At 64.1% G+C, this 19402-nt stretch carries 17 protein-coding genes; 8 read left to right on the plus strand and 9 right to left on the minus strand.

Annotation, left to right across the window (positions count from 1 at the left end; all coding sequences use genetic code 11):
* The first annotated feature begins 27 nt into the window (after positions 1-27).
* Entirely contained in the window at positions 28-432 is a 405-nt protein-coding gene (locus tag R4P57_RS23225; RefSeq protein ID WP_317805220.1) for a MerR family transcriptional regulator, read from the plus strand.
* Here the strand turns inward: R4P57_RS23225 and R4P57_RS23230 are convergent.
* From R4P57_RS23230 to R4P57_RS23240, 3 genes are all read right to left on the minus strand, one after another.
* Positions 429-2138 carry a ribonuclease J gene (locus R4P57_RS23230; protein WP_317805221.1) on the minus strand — a complete coding sequence of 570 codons (1710 nt, stop codon included), beginning with the start codon at positions 2136-2138 and terminating at the stop codon, positions 429-431. The genes R4P57_RS23225 and R4P57_RS23230 overlap by 4 nt on opposite strands.
* A gap of 195 nt (positions 2139-2333) precedes the next feature.
* Positions 2334-3620: an SLC13 family permease gene (locus R4P57_RS23235; RefSeq protein ID WP_317805222.1), complete on the minus strand. Its 1287-nt coding sequence runs from the start codon at positions 3618-3620 to the stop codon at positions 2334-2336.
* Positions 3617-4333, minus strand: coding sequence for a GntR family transcriptional regulator (locus tag R4P57_RS23240; protein WP_317805223.1), 717 nt, complete (start codon positions 4331-4333; stop codon positions 3617-3619). Before R4P57_RS23240 ends, R4P57_RS23235 begins: the two co-directional genes overlap by 4 nt.
* A gap of 76 nt (positions 4334-4409) precedes the next feature.
* On the opposite strand from R4P57_RS23240, the gene R4P57_RS23245 reads away from it, so the two are divergent.
* The 4 genes from R4P57_RS23245 to R4P57_RS23260 are packed head-to-tail and all read left to right on the plus strand — an operon-like array spanning position 4410 to position 8283.
* On the plus strand, positions 4410-5201 hold the full coding sequence (locus R4P57_RS23245; protein WP_317805224.1) for an amidohydrolase family protein: 792 nt from the start codon (positions 4410-4412) through the stop codon (positions 5199-5201).
* A gap of 60 nt (positions 5202-5261) precedes the next feature.
* A complete protein-coding gene (locus tag R4P57_RS23250; RefSeq protein ID WP_317805225.1) occupies positions 5262-6800 on the plus strand; it encodes an NAD(P)/FAD-dependent oxidoreductase in 1539 nt (512 codons plus the stop codon).
* Positions 6797-7642 carry an SDR family NAD(P)-dependent oxidoreductase gene (locus R4P57_RS23255; RefSeq protein ID WP_317805226.1) on the plus strand — a complete coding sequence of 282 codons (846 nt, stop codon included), beginning with the start codon at positions 6797-6799 and terminating at the stop codon, positions 7640-7642. Before R4P57_RS23250 ends, R4P57_RS23255 begins: the two co-directional genes overlap by 4 nt.
* Entirely contained in the window at positions 7639-8283 is a 645-nt protein-coding gene (locus R4P57_RS23260) for a TetR/AcrR family transcriptional regulator (RefSeq protein WP_317805227.1), read from the plus strand. The genes R4P57_RS23255 and R4P57_RS23260 overlap by 4 nt, the downstream gene beginning before the upstream one ends.
* Positions 8284-8290: 7 nt before the next feature.
* Here the strand turns inward: R4P57_RS23260 and R4P57_RS23265 are convergent, their stop codons facing one another.
* The 3 genes from R4P57_RS23265 to R4P57_RS23275 are packed head-to-tail and all read right to left on the minus strand — an operon-like array spanning position 8291 to position 12117.
* Positions 8291-9559, minus strand: coding sequence for a glucarate dehydratase family protein (locus R4P57_RS23265; RefSeq protein WP_411742422.1), 1269 nt, complete (start codon positions 9557-9559; stop codon positions 8291-8293).
* Positions 9559-10485 carry a 5-dehydro-4-deoxyglucarate dehydratase gene (locus R4P57_RS23270; protein ID WP_317805228.1) on the minus strand — a complete coding sequence of 309 codons (927 nt, stop codon included), beginning with the start codon at positions 10483-10485 and terminating at the stop codon, positions 9559-9561. The genes R4P57_RS23265 and R4P57_RS23270 overlap by 1 nt, the downstream gene beginning before the upstream one ends.
* A 33-nt stretch (positions 10486-10518) precedes the next feature.
* The gene (locus R4P57_RS23275; protein WP_317805229.1) at positions 10519-12117 is read right to left on the minus strand and encodes an aldehyde dehydrogenase (NADP(+)); all 1599 of its coding nucleotides are present in this window, start codon (positions 12115-12117) and stop codon (positions 10519-10521) included.
* Positions 12118-12405: 288 nt separating this feature from the next.
* Here R4P57_RS23275 and R4P57_RS23280 point away from each other — a divergent pair, with 288 nt between their 5' ends.
* From R4P57_RS23280 to R4P57_RS23290, 3 genes are all read left to right on the plus strand, one after another.
* Positions 12406-13752 (plus strand): enolase C-terminal domain-like protein, encoded by a 1347-nt coding sequence (locus R4P57_RS23280; protein ID WP_317805230.1) that lies wholly within the window; start codon positions 12406-12408, stop codon positions 13750-13752.
* Between the two features lie 14 nt (positions 13753-13766).
* Positions 13767-14720 carry a 2-hydroxyacid dehydrogenase gene (locus R4P57_RS23285; protein WP_317805334.1) on the plus strand — a complete coding sequence of 318 codons (954 nt, stop codon included), beginning with the start codon at positions 13767-13769 and terminating at the stop codon, positions 14718-14720.
* 73 nt (positions 14721-14793) lie between these two features.
* Complete coding sequence (locus tag R4P57_RS23290; protein ID WP_317805231.1) at positions 14794-15993, plus strand: L-talarate/galactarate dehydratase; 1200 nt, start codon at positions 14794-14796, stop codon at positions 15991-15993.
* 16 nt (positions 15994-16009) lie between these two features.
* Here the strand turns inward: R4P57_RS23290 and R4P57_RS23295 are convergent, their stop codons facing one another.
* The 3 genes from R4P57_RS23295 to R4P57_RS23305 all read right to left on the minus strand — a co-directional run bounded on the left by R4P57_RS23295 (position 16010) and on the right by R4P57_RS23305 (position 19399).
* A complete protein-coding gene (locus R4P57_RS23295; RefSeq protein ID WP_317805232.1) occupies positions 16010-17278 on the minus strand; it encodes an EAL domain-containing protein in 1269 nt (422 codons plus the stop codon).
* A 99-nt stretch (positions 17279-17377) separates the two neighbouring features.
* The gene (locus tag R4P57_RS23300; RefSeq protein ID WP_317805233.1) at positions 17378-18175 is read right to left on the minus strand and encodes an IclR family transcriptional regulator; all 798 of its coding nucleotides are present in this window, start codon (positions 18173-18175) and stop codon (positions 17378-17380) included.
* A 63-nt stretch (positions 18176-18238) separates the two neighbouring features.
* Complete coding sequence (locus R4P57_RS23305) at positions 18239-19399, minus strand: enolase C-terminal domain-like protein (RefSeq protein WP_317805234.1); 1161 nt, start codon at positions 19397-19399, stop codon at positions 18239-18241.
* Positions 19400-19402: the final 3 nt, after the last annotated feature.

Here is a 19402-nt window from a genome sequence, read left to right on the forward strand (position 1 = left end):
GGTTGGTCGGGCGAAGAGAGGCGGCACATGGCAGACGACGGCATACACATGCAGATCGGGCAGGTAGCTCAGAAAACCGAGCTGTCCATCCGCACCGTTCGTCACTACGACGACGTAGGCCTGGTCACGCCCTCTGCCCGTTCCGCAGGCGGATTTCGGCTGTACACCGAGACCGACGTCGAACGCCTGCTCGTCATTCGCCGGATGAAGCCACTCGACTTCACGTTGGCCGAGATGAAGCAGCTATTGGAATCTCTCGACATTCTGGGCGACGAGGACGCGGCCGACGATGCTCGATCGTCGGCCGCGGCTTTCGTTCGCGAGTGCCACACCAAGGCCGAGGACAGCTGCCGCACGTTGCGTCGGCAGCTCGCCTACGCCGAGGAGCTGACCGAGGTGCTGTCGACTCGCGGGGCAGCGGCTCAGCTCTAGCCGTCGACGACAACCGGGACGATGAGGGGCTGACGGCCCAGGGTCTGCTTGGCCCACCGGGCCGATTCCTGCACGATGCGCTTCTCGATGTTTTCGCGAGAAGCAACCTTGACGTCGCTCTCGCGGGTCAGAGTCTTGCCGATCGCCTTGGCCAACGAGTCGAAAGCGTTGGCCTCGTGCGCGAATCCGCGTCCGATGAAGTCGACGTCGTCGACCAGCAGGCCGGTGTCGGGATCCACGATCGCAATGACGGTCAGCACGCCCTCGTTCGCGAGCAGGCGACGTTCGGCCAGCGAGTCCTCGGTAACCCCACCGACGGCACTGCCGTCGACGTAGATCAGTTCGATGGGGACGCTTCCGGTGATCTGCGCGACGCCGTCGAACAGGTCGATGACGCTTCCGTTCTCGGCGATCAGTACGCGATCGCGAGGAACGCCTGTCTTGATCGCGAGATCGGCGTTGGCGCGCAGGTGTCGCGATTCCCCGTGTACAGGAAGCACATTGGCGGGTTCGAGGATGTTGTAGCAGTAGACCAACTCGCCGGCGCTGGCGTGACCGGACACGTGCACCTTCGCATTTCCCTTGTGCACCACGCGCGCCCCCTTGTCGACGAGACCGTTGATCACGCGGTAGATCGCGTTCTCGTTTCCGGGGATCAGGCTGCTGGCCATCAGTACGGTGTCGCCGTCGCCGACCTTGATCTGATGCTCACCCGAGGCCATCCGTGACAGCGCGGCGAGGGGCTCGCCCTGCGATCCGGTGCAGATCAGCGTGATCTTGTTCGCGGGAAGCCGATTGAGCTTCGGCAGGTCCACGACGAGCCCGTCGGGTACATCGAGGTAGCTCAGATCAGTCGCAATTTTCATGTTGCGCACCATCGATCGCCCCACGAAAGCGACCTTGCGGCCTTGCGCATGCGCGGCGTCGAGGACCTGTTGGATTCGGTGTACGTGACTGGCGAAGCTCGAGACGATCACTCGTCCCGATGTTTCGCGGAATACCTTCTCGATGGCCGGGACCAGATCGCGTTCCGAGACCATGAACCCGGGAACCTCGGCGTTGGTCGAGTCGACGAGGAGTAGATCGAGCCCCTCCTCGCCGAGGCGCGCGAATCCGCGGAGGTCGGTGATCCGACCGTCCAGCGGGAACTGGTCCATCTTGAAGTCGCCGGTGTGCAGCACCAGGCCGGCGTCCGTGCGAATGGCGATGGCGAGACCGTCGGGGATCGAGTGGTTGACGGCGAGGAACTCGAGCTCGAACGGGCCTTCCTGACGGGTTTGCCCCGCCTCGACCTCGATCAGCGTGGTCGAGACCTTGAACTCCTCGAATTTGGCAGCCAGGAAGTGCAGTGTCAGCCTCGACGAGATGACGGGGATGTCGCCGCGCTCGCGCAGCAGATAGGGGACGCCGCCGATGTGATCCTCGTGTCCGTGGGTGAGGACGATCGCGACCACGTCGTCGAGACGATCGCGGATGCAACTCCAGTCCGGCAGGATGACGTCGACGCCGGGCTGGTGCTCCTCGGGAAACAGCACACCACAGTCGACGATGAGCAGTTTTCCGTCGAACTCGAACACGGTCATGTTCCGGCCGATCTCGCCGAGACCGCCGGTCGCGATCACGCGAAGGTGCCCTGCCGAAAGCGCGGAAGAGGATCGCTTTCTCGGTGCGGCGGGGGATCTGCGGTTGCGTGGTGATCTAGACATGCCACTTACGCTACGGGGGGCCTCCGACCTGGCCTCGACCCCGGTCCGAAGATTGCCGCATTGTTCCCTGTCGGGGGCGCGATGCCCTGCGTCGGCGCATCGATCGTCGGGCTGCCGGTCAGGTCAGCGACGTGCCCGATACCGCAGGTGAAGCACCCGGTCGCCCCGAGTGCCGCGCGCACCCAGGACAACTCATCAGGTCGGTAGGACGAACAGGAGCCAGGAGGCGACAGGGGCGAACACGATCATGGACATCCCCCAGATGAGGAGCCCTCGGAAAGTTCTGTCTCGCCCGTGCTCTTCGGTATTCGCAATGATCAGGGCTCCCCCGGTGGAGAACGGGCTTGAATCCACAGCTGAGGCGGCAATGCACAGCGCGACCACGAACCCGAGTGTGCTGACGTCGCCCGCCAGTACGAGAGGAGCCGCGAGGGGAACCAGTACGACGAACATTGCGTTGGTGGATGCGAAGGCGGATACCACTCCAGCGACGAAAAGTATGGTCAGGGCCGCAACGAGCGGCGCACCGATCGTTGCGACCGACGCTGCAATGTTGTCTACGACGCCGGCGCTCTGAAGCACCGAGATGTAGGTGACGATGCCTCCGATGAGAAGAATGACTCCCCAGCCGATCTGCTCGAAAGCTCGTTTCGAGTCCTGCGGATACAGGGCTGCCAACACGACCGCCGCCGTCAGAGCGAGAAACCCGACGTCGAGGGTGAATCCCAGGGCCAACGCAACGATTCCGACGAGGAGGGTCACGGTGAGAACATTTTTTGTGGTCCAGGTGACAGTTTTGACGGCGAGGGCGGTCCCGGATGTCGGACTCCCGCTGGTGTCGTCGTCCGGCGAGTCCACCAAGTGCTTGCCGCGACGGAGGAGCTCGGTCCCACCGAGCATGAAGAATGCTGCGAGATTCAGGACGAGGTTTGCAGCGAATGTGAAGAAGAAGATCGGAGCCGGGTCGAGGCTGATGCCGCTCTGTCCGAAGACTTCGTCGACGATGTTGAAGTAGACCGAAATCGGAGAGAAGCCTCCGGCGTTGGTTCCGTTGAGCACACTGAGGCCGACCAATAGAGGGCTGATCTTGTACCGATAGGCAAAGGCGAGTCCGACCGGGATCAAAATGGCGTTGGTGGCGGCACTGAGAGCTCCGGCACCGGTGATGATTGCCGCCAGAACGAAAAAGACCCAGGGAATCATCGCGACTCTGCCGCGGACGAGGTGTACCGCGCTTCCGACTATGGCGTCCACAGTTCCGTTCGCGCGTGCGATTCCGAACAAATATGTGACGCCCAGCAGCGTCACGAAGAGGCTGCCTGGGAATCCTTTGGCAATGTCGCCGACCTCGAGGTCGAAATAGCCGACGCCGAGAGCGAAAGCGGCAACCAGGGCCACGGCTCCCATGTTCAACGAGCGCCACATCGCGATCGCAAAGATTGCGACGAGGCCGGCGACAGCGATCAATTCGGGTGTGTTCATCGAAGTTCCAATCGGTAACGGAAGGCGGCGGCTACGCCGTGGGAAACGCGGTGTTCGACAACGTCGCCTGCGTGTGTGCGGGCCGTTCTCTCGATACGTACGAGTGCCTCGTCGGGTTGGCAGCCGAGCTCGGCTGCTATCTCGGGATCTGTGGCTCCGAACGAGAGATCCTCGGTCGCCGAACCGACGATGACACCGGAGTGCTGTTCGTATGCGGGGTATAGCAGAGGGCCGATGCCGGCGATATCGATGTCGGCGATCGCATCGAACCGAGGGAGGGGAAGCCAGATGTCCTCCACCAGAAACGGTGTCGCGTCGTGCTCGCGTATTCGGTGAAGATGTACGACGTCCCCGTCGTGGTTCAACGCGCGAGCTATGTCGTCCGATGCGGCATGTCTGACTCGCTCGAGAATTCGTGCATCCGGTACTCGGTTGCCGTCACCGCGGGCGCGAAAGAATCTGAAGAACGCATTGTCGAAGGTCGGGCGACGCACGAAAGTGCCGCGTCCTTGCCGTCGGTCGAGTAAACCGTCGGCGACGAAGTCGCCGAGAACTCGCCGCATCGTTCCAACGGAGACGTCGTACGCCGTGGCGAGCTCCGCTTCCGACGGCAATGCCACGTCCGGGCCCCACTCGTTTGCGACGATTCGCCTGTTCAGGTCGTCCCTGAGCCGCGCGTGCAGGGGCAGCCTGCTGTCCGCATTCTGTGTCATGACTCACACTCTGGCAGATATTTCTATAAACATCTAGTCCTTTACAGGTTTAGGTTCTTCTCGTATGTTCGCTCGTATGCGACCTCAACATCTGCCGCCTCTGGTCGACACTCATGCGCATGCCTTTCGCCGAGGTCTGGCGCTGTCGACCACGCGGCGATACGCACCCGACTACGACGCGACCGTCGAGGAGTACCTGCTCGAGCTCGACGCCAACGGGGTCGATCGCGGAGTTCTGATACAGCCCAGTTTCTTGGGATCCGACAACTCGTACCTCCTCGAATGCCTTGCGCAGAATCCAGACAGACTTCGAGGGGTTGTCGTTGTCGACGACTCTGAACAGGAGTTGGATTTCGATCAGCTTCACGAACAAGGTGTGCGTGGTGTCCGGCTGAACTTGATCGGGGCCGCCGTTCCCGAACTGGAGCGACCGTCATGGCAGGGCTTGGGTAGGAGAATGGAGCAGTTGGGCTGGCACCTGGAGGTGCAAGCCAGAGGAGGACAGTGGGCCGATCTCGCGCCACGGCTCGCGTCGTGGCCGTCGCACGTCGTCGTCGACCATCTTGGGCTCCCGAGTTCAGGAGATTCACGCGCAACCGCCCTGGTGGCCGAAGTTGGCCGCCTTGCGCACGTATGGACGAAAATGTCGGCGCCGTACCGAAGTGAAGACGCAGATGCGGCCGTCAGGAGATATCTCGAGACACGAGGAACCGAGAATCTGTTGTTCGGCACCGACTGGCCCTTCACCAAGCACGAAGATGGTCGCCGAATGAGTACTCAGGTCTCGTGGGCGAAAAACCTACTCGGCGATGACGCATTTGCCGACGCGCTGCCGAGGAATGCGCAGTGCCTGTTTGCCTGGAGCTGAGGGCAACGTCGTCGAGGGGTCTGCCACCATTGCGGAATCACGTGTCATCACTTTAAAGTGATGACGCGCATCATCGGATTGCGTCTCGTGCGGGAGGAGCTCGTCAGAATGCATATTCACACCGTGGTGATCATCGGCAGCGGCTTCGGTGGCCAGTGCGCAGCGAAGGCATTGCTCGATCGTGGCATCGACGACCTCGTCATTCTCGAGCGACGCCCGTTTCTCGGTGGCACGTGGAAGCAGAACCGCTACCCGGGCGCAGCCGTCGACGTGCAGAGTCCGCTGTACTCGATCGCGTCGGAGCCCTTCGAATGGTCGCGTATGTTCGCCGAACGCGAGGAGCTCGAGCGGTACACCGACCACGTGCTCGAATCGAACGGCCTGCCGTCTCGCACGCATGTCGATACCGACGTCCAGAAGATCGAATGGTCGGGAGACCACTGGACCATCACCACCTCGCGTGGCGACTACGCGGCGAAATTTGTCGTCAACGCGTCGGGACCACTCAGTACACCCGTCATACCGCCGTTCCCCGGCCGAGAGAAGTTCCAGGGCACCCAGTTCCACACCAACGACTGGCACACCGAGTACGACCACGCGGGTAAGCGGGTCGCCATCGTCGGCAGTGGTGCCAGTGCCGCGCAGGTGATCCCCGCGATCCAACCCGACGTGGCGCAGCTGCACGTCTTCCAGCGCACCCCGCACTGGGTGATGCCACGCCACGATCGCGAATTCACGCCGTTGCAGCGCAGGCTGCTGAAGTTGGAACCGATCCGCAGGCTGGTGCGCGCGGGCATCTACTGGAGTCTCGAAACTCGCATTCTCGGCTTCAAGTATTCACGGACGATGTTGAAGGCGGTGGCGCAGCGAACGGCTCTGAAGCACATCGAGTCTCAGGTTCCGGATTCCGAGCTTCGAGCGAAGGTCACCCCGGACTACGTCATCGGGTGCAAGCGAGTACTGCTGTCCAACACGCTCTATCCCGCGCTGGGGCAGGCGAACGTCACCCTGCACGACAAGAATGACGGCATCGCCGAAGTCACCGAAAACGGGATCGTCACGACCACAGGCGAACACGTCGATGTCGATCTGCTGGTGTGGTCCACCGGATACGACGCCACCGACGGCGTCATCTCGTACCCGGTGATCGGACGCGACGGCCGGGCCCTGTCCGACGTCTGGAATCCCTACCCGCGCGCCTACCTCGGCACCACAATTCCCGGTTTCCCGAACCTGTTCGTCGTCACCGGACCGAACACCGGAATCGGGCACACCTCCGCGATCTTCCTCATCGAGGCGCAGATGGAGTACATCGTGCGGGCCGTCGACGCCGTCCGGCAGGCGGGTGCAACGGCCATCGAGGTCACTGCCGCCGCCGAGCAGGAGTACACCGACACGATTCACAGCGAGATGGAGGGCACCGTCTGGAAAGACGGCGGCTGCCACAGCTGGTATCAATCCAAATCCGGGCACGTCGTCGCCATGTTCCCCGGCTTCAGCTTCACATTCCGCCGGTGGGCCAAGCGTTTTCGGCCGGAAGCCCATCACATCCACCGGTCATCCACCGAGGTGACTTCGAAGGACGAGGTATCGGCATGAAGGATCATTCGGGTCGGGTCGTCCTGATCACCGGGGCCGCCGGAGGAATCGGTGCCGCGGTTGCAACGGCGCTGCATCGTGGCGGTGCCTCGGTCGTTCTGGTGGACACGGAGTCGTCGGATCTCGACTCCGTGACTCGAAAGCTGGGCAGCGAGCGGGTCCTGGTTGCCCGCGCCGACGTGACCGAGCGGGAGCAGTTGGACGCCGCGGTGGCCGCCGCGGTCTCCACGTTCGGACGGCTCGACGTCGTCTTTGCGAATGCGGGAATATCCAGTGGAGCAACGGCATCGACCGTTCGTTCTGCCGAGGATGGGGTCTTCGAGAGAGTTATCGGGGTCAACCTCACGGGCGTGTGGAACACCGTGCGGGCCGCGCTGCCGTCCATCGTGGAGTCCGGTGGCTACGTACTGTTGACCTCCTCGACCTACGCGTACCTCAACGGTTTGGCGAACGCGCCGTACGCGGCATCGAAGGCGGCCGTGGAACAACTCGGCCGGGCGCTACGGCTGGAACTGGCAGGCACCGGTGCCACGGCCGGGGTGCTGTATCCGGGCTGGATCGCTACGCCGATTGTCGAGGTGGCGTTCGGCGGCGACGAGATCGCAACAGCGCTTGTAGCCAAAGGATTTCCGTCGCCGCTGCGCCGTCCGATCGCACCGGACAAGCTCGCGCGAGGTGTGGTGCGGGGCATCGAGCGACGAGCGCCGCGAATTCAGGTGCCGGGCCGGTGGATTCCTATGTCGCTCCTGCGCGGCGTGATCAATCCGGTGTACGACGCCATTCTCGAGCGAGATGCCGAAGTACGCAGACTCACCGCGCAACTCGATGCCCGCCGTCTGTGACAGAGGTCGAGAGCGCGGGCCGGTCCTACGGCGGCGAGAGCGCAATTGATCGGGACGATCGCAGGCGTAGGCAGCTGTTGGACGCAGGTCTGCGGGTGTTCGGCAGCGTCGGCTACCGAGCCGCGACCGTCCGCGGACTGTGCCGCGAGGCGAAGGTGGCCGACCGGCACTTCTACCGGCACTTCGACAAGACCGAGGACTTGCTGCTCGCGGTCTACGGCGAATGCATTGCCCGTCTGACGAATTCGGCCGTGGAAGCCATGGCCGAGGTAGACCCGCACAGTGATGTCGGAGCCGTCGCCAGGCAGGTTCTCGATTCCTTCTTCCAGGTCATCGAAGATCCGCACCTGGCCCGAGTGGTGTGGATGGAGGTGCTCGGTGTCAGTCCTCGCGTCGAGCAGACGTATCTGACGGTGATGCAGCAATTCGGTGCTCTGTTGCTCGGCTACCTCCGCACGTTCGCCGGCGACGTCCCGTCGGGACCGGACCTCGACGTCGACCTGCTCGCCACCGCTGCGATCGGCGGCATCAGCCACACCGCCATGACCTGGTATCTCAGCGGCTACGCTGCAGAGCGCCGAGCCGTCGTCGCCACCATCGCGACCATGCTCGCCAACATCGTCGCGCCGCTGCAGGCGTAGCAGTCGATCACCAGCGCGGGCAGGTGTTTTCGAAGCTCGGGTCTATGCTCTGCATGTATCCGGTGTCGTCGCGGTCGCGGATTCCGCAATCGAGGTACTGCTGATGCAGTGCCGCGAGCGCGTCCTCGTCGATCTCGACGCCCAGGCCCGGCCCGGTCGGAACGGCCACCGCACCGTCGACGAAGTTGAGCACCCCTGGCACGACGACGTCCTCGCTCTTCCACGGCCAGTGCGTGTCGCAGGCGTAGGTCAGGTTCGGTGTCGCTCCGGCGAGATGCACCATGGCGGCCAGGCTGATTCCGAGGTGGCTGTTCGAGTGCATCGACAGTCCCAGCTCGAAGGTCTCGCAGATTCCGGCGAGCAACCTCGATCGCTGCAGACCACCCCAGTAGTGATGGTCGGACAACACCACCTGCACCGAGTCCTTCACCACCGCGGGCTTCAGATGATCGAAGGCGACGACACACATGTTGGTCGCCAGTGGCATCTTCGCCTCGCGCGCAACCTCGGCCATACCGTCGAGCCCCGGTGTCGGATCCTCGAGATACTCCACGATCCCGTCGAGCTCGGCGGCGACCCGAATGGACGTGTCGACAGTCCACGCGGCGTTGGGGTCCAGCCGCAACGGCAGGTCCGGGAATGCCTCACGGAGCGCCTTGATTCCGGCTATCTCCTCGTCGGGTGGAAAGACGCCGCCTTTGACCTTGATGGCCTCGAAGCCGTACTCGTCGATCATCTTTCGGGCCTGCCGTACCAAACCGGCGGGATCGATTGCCTCGCCCCACTCGTCCGGCCGGCCGCCGGGATGTGCTACCCACTTGTAGAACAGATACGCACTGAACGGAACCGAGTCCCGAACCTTCCCGCCGAGCAGGTCCGACACCGGTCGACCCAGTACCTTGCCCTGCACGTCCAGGCACGCGATCTCGAACGGTGAGAACACGCGGTCGGTGGTGCTGGCCGTGGTGATCATTCCGGCCACTCCGTCGCCGCCGGTGATCGAGAGGGTGCCGAGCACGGCGTCGATGGCCTCGCGAATCATGTTGAGCGCGAACACGTCCAGGCCGGCGATGGCTGTGGCCGCAACGTCGAGACGAGCCAGATGCGCGGTGTCGGCGTAGGTTTCACCGAGTCCGACGACGCCGGCATCGGTGTCCAGCTGAATGATCGCGCGCAGTGCGTAGGGCTGGTGGACGCCGACGGTGTTGAGCAGCGGAGGGTCGACGAACGCGATGGGAGTGATCCGAGCGCCGGTGATCAGGACCGGATCTCGCATCAGTGCACCGCGAGCTCGTCGGCCAGCACGGCCCGACCCGCGGCGACGATTGCGGTCAGTTCCTCGAGGTGCGGCGCGCTGATGTCCACCAGCGGCGGGCGCACAGGACCGGCCTCGATGCCCTCCATCGTCACGCCTGCCTTGATGAGCGAGACGGCGTAGCCGGGAACCTTGTCGCGTAGGCGCACCAGGGGGTGGAAGAACTCGCGAAGCAGTGCGGCCGTGAGCTTGTCGTTGCCGCTGTCGAGCGAACGGTAGAACGCCAGGGCCAGCTCGGGCGCGAAGGCGAACGTCGCCGAGGAGTACAGCGTGACACCGATGGCCCGGTACGCCTGCTGCGAGACCTCCGCCGTAGGCAGACCGTTGAAGAACTGAAAGGGCTTGCCCGACGGTTCCAGGGCGTCCAGTACCGCACGGACGATACGGCCGACCTGATCGAGATCTCCTGTGCCGTCCTTGAATCCGACGACGGTGGGCAGCTGCGCAACCTCGACTGCCGAGTCCTCGGTGAAGCGGGCGTTGCCGCGGTTGTAGACGATCAACGGCAGATCCGATGCACCGGCAACGGCCTTGGTGTAGTTGACCAGACCGGCCTGCGGCATCGTCACCAGGTAGGGCGGGAGCAGGAGGATGCCGTCGGCTCCGTTGGTCTTCGCGCTCGCAGCGAATGCCTTTGCCTGGGCGACGGATCCGCCTGCACCGGCGTACACCGGCACGCGGCCCGCGACGACGTCGACCGCGGTGCGCACGATCTTGCCGAACTCCTCGCTTTCGAGAGCATGGAATTCGCCGGTACCGCAGGCGATGAACACACCGCCCGGTCCGGCGTCGACACCCTTCGCGATGTGGGCGGCCAATAGGTCGTAATCGACCTCACCGGCGGCGGTGAACGGGGTGACAGGGAAGAACAGGACTCCGTCGAGCATGGGGGTCTCCTTGTTGAACTAGGTGTGGGCGAATCAGTCTTGGGTGAGTCGGCCGTCGACACGACGGAAGATCCCGTCGGGATTTCCGTCGGCAATTGCGCTGGGCAGCAATGATGTCGGCACGTCCTGGTACGAAACAGGACGCAGGAAGCGCTCGATTGCGAGCGATCCGACCGAGGTGGTGCGGGAATTCGAGGTGGCGGGGAAGGGGCCGCCGTGGACCATCGCGTGGCCGACCTCGACGCCGGTGGGCCATCCGTCGAACAGAATGCGGCCGGCCTTGAGCTCGAGAACCGACAGGAGTTTGCCTGCGTCGGCATGATCGGACTCGTCGGCGTGAACCGTGGCGGTGAGCTGACCTTCCAGCAGTGCGGCAACGTCGCGCACCTGCTGAGCGTCGGTGCAGCGAACGATGAGACTCGATGCGCCGAACACCTCGGCCTGCGCTGCATCGGAGGTGAGGAATGTATCGGCATCGGTCTCGAACAACGCTGCGCGGCAGGCGTTCGGGGCGTCGGAATCCGATCCTCGCGCAACCATGGTCACCGCGTCGGACAGGGTCGTGACGCCGTCGGCGTAGCTGGACGCGATGTTCGGGGTCAGCATCGTGGTGGGGGTCGACTCCTGTACCGCGGTGGTCGCCGCCTCGGTGAAGGACTGCAGGCCTGGGCCGTCGACGGCGATGACGAGACCGGGGTTGGTGCAGAACTGGCCCGAGCCCATCGTCAGCGATGCGACGAAGGCGTGGCCGAGTTCGGCTCCGCGGGAGGCGAGTGCGCCGTCCATGACGAACACGGGGTTGATGGAACTCATCTCCGCATATACCGGGATCGGCTCACGACGACCGGCTGCGGCGGCGACGAGAGCCGTTCCACCCGAACGCGATCCGGTGAATCCGACGGCCTTGATGCGAGGGTCGGTCACCAGGGCGGTACCGAGTCCGCGACCCGAGCCGAACAGTAGAGAGAATGTGCCCGAGGGCATTCCGGTGGCCGCGACGGCGTCGGCGATGGCACGGCCGACCAATTCGGACGTTCCCGGGTGGGCGTCGTGCGCCTTGACGACTACGGGGCAACCGGCAGCGAGAGCGGAGGCGGTGTCGCCGCCGGCGACGGAGAATGCGAGCGGGAAGTTGCTGGCTCCGAACACCGCAACCGGGCCCAGAGGAATCTGCCGCTGGCGGATGTCGGCGCGAGGGAGAGGTGTGCGCTCGGGCTGCGCCGGATCGATGCGGGCACCGTTCCAACTACCCTCGCGCAGAACCGAAGCGAACAATCGGAGCTGGCCGGTGGTGCGGCCGACCTCGCCGGTGATACGTGCCAGCGGAAGGCCCGACTCGGCGACGGTGCGTTCGATGAGGGTGTCGCCGAGAGCGGCGATGTTGTCGGCGATGGTCTCGAGGAACTGAGCTCGGGTCTCCGAGGAAGTGGCGCGGTAGTCGGCGAATGCTTCTGCCGCTGCAGCACAGGCCTTCTCGACATCGGTGTTGTCGCCGTGCCCGTAGGCGGGTTCGAGATTCGCGCCGGTGCTGGGGTCGATTCCGTGAATGTGCGTGCCGGCACCGAAAACCGGGACGCCGGCGATGATCATCCGGCCGGTGAGGTTGGTGGACTGTGTCGTCGACGCTGTCATGGGGTGACTCCTAGGGCTGTATTGCGATACGTGCACTGACGCCAGGGCGTGATCTGGCTCATAGGTCACCACGCTAGAAGGCTGATCGATACATGTCCAAGTCTAAAAAAGTCGCATTTGATGCAGTCTCGGTATCGATCTCGCTGCCAGGCGCGATGGGGACGTACTGCGATTGCCGATACCTCTACTGCATCGGTCGATGCGTAGATGGTCTTGGACATGCATCGACCGCGCGACCTACTGTCCCATGTGAGCCGAGTCACCAGAAGTAAGTGAGAAAGGTCGGACATGAGCGTCCACACCAGCACGCCCGTCGTCGCCGAGATGCGCGTCATTCCCATCGCGGGGCACGACGACATGTTGCTGAACCTCAGCGGAGCCCACGCCCCGTACTTCACCCGCAATCTGGTGGTGCTGACCGACTCGGACGGGCGAACCGGCGTCGGTGAAGTGCCGGGAGGCGAGGCGATTCGGCAGACGCTGGAGGATGCGCGCGTGCTCGTCGAGGGCCAGGGCATCGGCCGATACAACGCAGTTCTGGCCGACATGCGTCGCGCGTTCGCAGATCGTGATGCCGGTGGCCGCGGCGCGCAGACGTTCGATCTGCGGATCGCCATCCATGCGGTGACCGCAGTGGAATCGGCGCTGCTGGATCTGTTGGGTCAGCACCTCGGCGTCAGCGTCGCCGCGCTGCTGGGCGACGGCCAGCAGCGCGAGAAGGTTCAGGCTCTGGGCTACCTGTTCTTCGTCGCCGATCGGACCGAGACCGACCTCGCGTATCGCAGTGCAGCCGACGAGGCCGCCGGAGCCGACGACTGGATGCGCATCAGGCACGAGGAGGCAATGGATCCCGAGGCAATCGTGCGCCTCGCCGAGGCTGCGCAGGCGCGCTACGGATTCCAGGACTTCAAACTCAAGGGCGGGGCGCTGCCTGCCGCCGAAGAGGCCGCCGCAGTACGCGCACTGGCCGAGCGATTCCCGGAGGCCCGAATAACGTTGGATCCCAACGGTGGTTGGCTGCTGAAGGACGCGATCGAGACGTGTCGTGGACTGCGCGACGTGTTGGCCTACGCCGAAGACCCGGTCGGGCCCGAGGGCGGTTTCTCCGGACGTGAGGTGATGACGGAGTTCAAGCGTGCCACCGGACTGCAGACCGCGACCAACATGATCGCCACCGACTGGCGCGAGATGGGTCACACCATTCGGTCCGGTGCGGTGGACATCCCACTCGCCGACCCGCATTTCTGGACGATGGCCGGGTCCGTACGCGTCGCGCAGCTGTGCGACGCGTGGGGCCTGACATGGGGATCGCACTCCAACAACCACTTCGACGTATCTCTGGCCATGTTCACCCACGTGGCCGCGGCTGCTCCTGGGACGATCACTGCCATCGACACTCACTGGATCTGGCAGGACGGTCAGCGAGTGACCAAGGAGCCTTTCGAGATCGAAGACGGCTACTTGACCGTGCCCGATAAGCCGGGCCTCGGCGTAGAACTCGATTTCGAGCAGATAGACGCGGCACACGAGCTGTATCAGAAGGAGGGGCTCGGTGCCCGGGACGACGCCATCGGAATGCAGTACCTGATCGAAGGATGGACGTTCGACAGCAAGCGGCCGGCCCTGGTTCGATGAGTTCTGGTGCGCTGATGAAGATCGTCGTCGGCGATCGTAATGTTCTCCCGCACCGTGAGCAGTTCGAGGCGGGCTTGCCTGCCGAGGCTCAGGTGATCTGGTGTGTTCCGTTCGACGAGAGTCGGGTCATCGAAGAACTTGCCGACGCCGACGTGTACGTCGGCGGCAAGTTCAGTGCGGCCATGGGTGCCGCAGCGCCGAAATTACGTATGGTGCACGTCGCGGGTGCCGGAACGGACAACGTCGATCGCTCCGGATTGGGCCCCGATGTACAGGTGTGCACCACTTTTCATCACGAGCAGTCGATTGCCGAGTATGTGGTGGCGGCGACGGTGATGCTGCGACGGAAGTTTCTGCAACAGGATCGGGCGCTGCGTGAGGGGCGGTTCGCGACCGCCGTCTACGACCCGACCATCGCGCAACCGTTGTCGCTGAGCGGTGCCCGCATCGGATTCGTCGGCTTCGGGCACATCGGCAGGCGAACGTGGCAGCTGTTCAGGGCGTACGGCGCGGTGGGTGCAGCGGTCACGGGGAGCGGTCATGCACCGGACGAGGGTCTGGAGTGGGTCTCGGGTACAGACGATCTGGGCATGTTGGTCGATTTCGCGGATGTTCTCGTGGTCTCCGCACCGCTGAACGAGCACACGCGCGGCATGATCGGTGCCGAGGAGCTGAGCAGGCTCGGCAGCGACGGGGTACTCGTCAACGTCGGTCGGGGGCCCTTGGTTCAGGAGCAACCGCTGTTCGACGCGTTGTCTCGCAACGAGATTGCCGCGGCCGCGATCGACGTCTGGTACCGCTACCCCGGGCCGGACGGCGTGGGAGAACCGAGTGTGCTGCCGTTTCGCGATCTCGACAATGTGCTGATGACGCCACACTCGTCGGGCGTCACGCATCATACGTTCGTGGGCCGGGTCGCGGATATCGCGTCGAATATCGATGCACTTGTTGCATCGATGAACCGTTGAATTGTGTTGGACGGGCATTGAATCTCGAAATAGGCTGTGAAGCAACATCATCGACAATCAAAAGGAGATAGAGATGACGACGTACATCGTCAAGCCCGCGAGCGGTCTCAGCGCACCTGATGCGGCAGTTCGGGCTCTCGCGTCCGGCGACGCGACCATCGACAGTATCGCCGAGGTGACGTTGTCGTCGATTGTGCTGCCGCTGAAGAACCCGATCAGCGACGCCAAGGTTCTGACCGGTCGGCAGAAGGCGATGACCGAGGTGGTCTTCCTGTTCGTCGAGATCCGCACCGAACAGGGCCATGAGGGAATAGGGTTCAGCTATTCCAAGAGGGCAGGCGGTCCCGCCCAGTTTGCGCATGCCCAGGAGATCGCCCCAGTTCTCATCGGCGAGGACCCCAATGACATCGGCAAGATCTGGACGAAACTGGTGTGGGCCGGAGCCTCGGTGGGGCGCAGTGGTGTTGCTACGCAGGCGATTGCTGCGATCGACATCGCGCTGTGGGATCTCAAAGCCAAGAGGGCAGGTTTGCCGCTGGCCAAGCTGATCGGCTCGTCACGCGATTCGGTGCAGACGTACAATACCTCCGGTGGTTTTCTGCACACTCCCATCGAGGAGGTCATGGAGAACGCCGCCATTTCACTGGCCAACGGCATCGGGGGCATCAAACTCAAGGTGGGACAGCCGGATTGGCGTACCGATATCGCCCGCGTCACCGCAGTCCGCGAGTTTCTCGGTGACGACGTCCCGTTGATGGTCGATGCCAATCAGCAGTGGGATCGGCCGACGGCGCAGCGCATGGGCCGAATTCTGGAGCAGTTCGACCTCGTGTGGATCGAAGAGCCGCTCGACGCCTACGACGCCGAGGGGCATGCGCAGCTCGCTCGCAGCCTCGATACCTCCATCGCGACGGGGGAGATGCTGGCCAGCGTCGGTGAGCACGTGCGCCTCATCGAGGCCGGCTCGGTCGACATCCTGCAGCCAGACGCTCCCCGCATCGGCGGGATCACGCAATTCCTGAAGTTGGCCACGTTGGCCGAGCACCACAATCTGCAGCTCGCCCCGCACTTCGCCATGGAGATCCATCTGCACCTCGCGGCGGTGTATCCACTGCAGACGTGGGTGGAGCACTTCGACTGGTTGGACCCGCTGTTCGACGAGCACCTCGAAACACGGGACGGACGGATGCACCTGTCCGCTCGCCCGGGGCTCGGATTCACGCTGAGCGAGCAGGGTCGCGCGTGGACGGTGGCGACGACGGTGGTGCGCTAGCTGGTATCAGCCCCAGTCACATGGGAATGATGCGGCGCATGAGCGATCTGGCTGCGGCGACGACGAGTTGCCGATTGTGCGTGTGCACGAACTCGAATCGTCGATCCGCGTCGGCGCAGTCTGTATCGCCCAGATCGCGGGCGATGAGCGCCGAGAAATAGTGCTGACCGACCGCGGTGATCGTCCACTCTCGGGTGAACTCCTCCGTGGGGTCGAGATCTGCTCCCCGCACACCCGGCGCAGGTTCCCCTCCCAGACCGACGCCCACGGCCGCGACAAATGCGTGCTTGGTGGCCAGCATGGCGTACTGCTCGGCGACAGGCGGGCTGAACCATCGGGAATGCTGGAAGGTGGACATGAGGGCCAGCGAATCGTTGGTATCGCGGGCGTGGTCCTCGATCTGGCGGGAGATGGCGCGGATGAAGGCTTTGGTTCCGATCGACGGAGCAACGAGCTCGAACAGATCCGATGGCAGGTTCGGCACCAGACCGGAGTTCGCAACGGGCTCGCTCAGAATCGACAGCGCACCCGGTGCGGTCCGCACCGACTCGGGCAGCGGACCGGGCCTTCCGAACAGCCATCCCTGGCCCAGTACCGCCCCGAGTGAGTGGGCGCGGGCGAGGTGTTCGTCGTTCTCGATGCCCTCCGCCAGAACAGTCGCCCCGGTCGCCTCGGAATGCGCTCGTACCGCGGCGATCACGCGTGCCTGCGCTCGATTCGGATCTCGCTGGACCAACGAACGGTCGAGCTTGATGATGTCCGGCGCGACGAACTCGAGCATGGTCACCGTGTCCGGATGCACGCTGATGTCGTCGAGAGCGATGCGGCATCCTGCCCGCCGACCGTCGGCAACCACGGCCAACAACACTGCGGGATCGGCCAGCAGCGACCTCTCTGTCAACTCGAGCACCACGGAGAATCGGCCTTGGGCTGCTGCGAACGCGCGCTTGGCGGCGTCGGTCGGTCCGGTCGCGGTGTGGGGTTCTACGTTGACGAACAAACACAGTTCCTGTGCCATCCCCGCAGCGAGTGCTGCGTCGACCGCCCCCGTGCGACACGCCCAATCGAGATCGTCCACCACACCCAGGTCTGCCGCCGTCGAGAACACGGAATCCAGGTCCAGTTGGGGCCACTCGGGCCACCGCGCCAGAGCCTCGTACCCGAGGACGGTGCCGGTGCCGAGTTCGATCACCGGTTGGAACACCGGGCGGACAGCGTTCACATCGGCGAGGGCAGAGGTAATCGCCTCGTGCGAGGAGCGCTCGCGCACAGCGTCGTCCGGCATGAAGGTGTCTTTCTTCGCGACAATAAGTTCTCAGCTCATTTCCGACGTTACCTGCCTGGTCGGCGTTCGGTAGACGTAGGACATGCATCTGGGTGCGCGTCAGCGAACACCCTCGGCCCGCAGTTCTCGTGCCCAGGCGACAGCGTGTTCGGTGAGCACCCCGGCGATGCGTTCCAGTTCGCCGGGGTAGGAGGCCACCTCGGCGGGCATCGAGACGCTCAGCGCATCGGTGGCAGGGATTCGGTAGGGCACGACGGTCGCGATGCACACGACGCCGACAGTGCCCTGCTCCTGCTCGAGCGACCAGCCGCGCCTGCGCACCTGAGCCAGTTCGGCGATGAGGGCATCGCGATCGACGATGGTGTTCTCGGTGTACCGCTCGAGCTTCTTCGGAAGTAACTTCGTCACCTCGTCGGTCGTCAGCTCGGCGAGCAGTGCCTGCCCGAGGGCGGTGACGTGGCATGGCAGTTTTCGTCCGACGCGGTGCATCCGTCGCACCTCGAGCTTGGAGCCGCGGCTGGCGAGGTAGATGACGCAGTCCTCGTCGCGTCGGGCGAAGTGGACGGTGTGCCGCACGTCCGACCGCAGTGTTTCGAGCACTGCCGCAGCTCGGCCGACGACCGAGTCCTTGTCGAGGTAGGACGTGCCGGTGAGCAGGGCGTGGGTGCCGATTCCGTACCGCGAGCCGGACTCGTCGGCCTCGATCCAGCGCAGGTCCTTGAGCGTCCGGAGCAGGGCGTGCAGACTCGACCGTGGATACCCGCAGGCCTCCTGGAGTTCGCCGAGACTCATGCGTGTGGGGGACGCGGCCAGGGTCTCGAGGATGTGGATCGTTCGTTCGGCCGACTTCACCGGCTGACTATCCGGCGCAGCTGTGGCCGTGACATCGTTCACCATGGAGACAGTGTCCCTCATGATGAACGATGTTTCATACGCGGACACAGATATTGTCGTCGGCCACTAGTACTCGGCGATCAGATTGTTCGAGATGTACTCGAGATCGATGTCCTCGCCCAGGCCAGGACGGGTCGGCATCTGCACCATCCCGTGCGCGTCGATCGGGTCGACGGTGGACTTCAGGTGCGGCGGCACCCAGTCGTAATCCACCAGCGGATGCAGGAGGCCGCGCTCGTACCACTGGATGTTCGGAGCGCCGCCGACGAGCGCGAGATTGGGAGCGCCGTTGCCGTGGATCTCGCACTCGAGACCGAAGCCGTCGGCCATGTGCACCGTCTTCAGTGCAGGCGTGATGCCGCCGCCGTTCATCGCGCCGACGCGCAGGATGTCGCACGCGTCGTCGGCGATCCAGTCCGCCCGCGAACGATGCCGACCGGGAGTGGTCTCCGGGCCGATCACCGGAGTGTCGATCTGATTCGCCAGCCATTTGTACGAGCGCATCGAGAACTCGTCCATCGGCTCCTCGAACCAGTCGAACTTCAGTGCGTCCAATTCGCGGCCCAGCTTGAGGGCGTCGGTACGTGAATACCAGTGATAGCCGTCGAGCATCAACGAGAACCCGGGTCCGACGGCATCTCGCACCGCAGCGCACGCCTCGATGTCCCGCGCGAGGCTCGGCGCCCCTTCGAGCGGCGGCATCCAGGTGTGCAATTTGATTCCCTGGTAGCCCCGATTCTTCAGCGCCACAGCGAAATCCGCGTACTCCTGCGGGCTCGACAGGCCGCCCTCGATGGTGTCTCCACACATGGTGCTCGCGTAGGCCTTGACCTCGCTGCGGGCCCCGCCGAGCAGCTTCCACACCGGGGTGTCGAACCGGTTGCCCGCGAGATCCCACAGTGCCTGATCGAGGTAGCTGCAGGTGTGCTCGGGGAGTTCGACGGCTCTGGTGCGCTGTCGGATCGCGAACTTGCGGTCCATCTCCTCGCGGTGCAACGGGTCGGTCCCGATCAGGACCGGCCGGAAGTGTTGCTCCACTTGGTCTTCGCGCAGGTAGTTTGTCTTGCCCAGGACGTAGCCGCTTACGCCGTCGGAATCGGTGATGCGCAACAGTGCCTGAGTGGTGGGTATCGACGGACCGGGGTGTCGATGCCCGTAGGAATCGACGGCGGTGCGGGCCTCGGTCTTGAAGACCTGGACGGCAACCTCGGTGATGACGCTGGACATGGC

It is taken from the genome of Rhodococcus sp. IEGM 1330 (assembly GCF_033142445.1).
Taxonomy (GTDB): Bacteria; Actinomycetota; Actinomycetes; order Mycobacteriales; family Mycobacteriaceae; genus Rhodococcoides.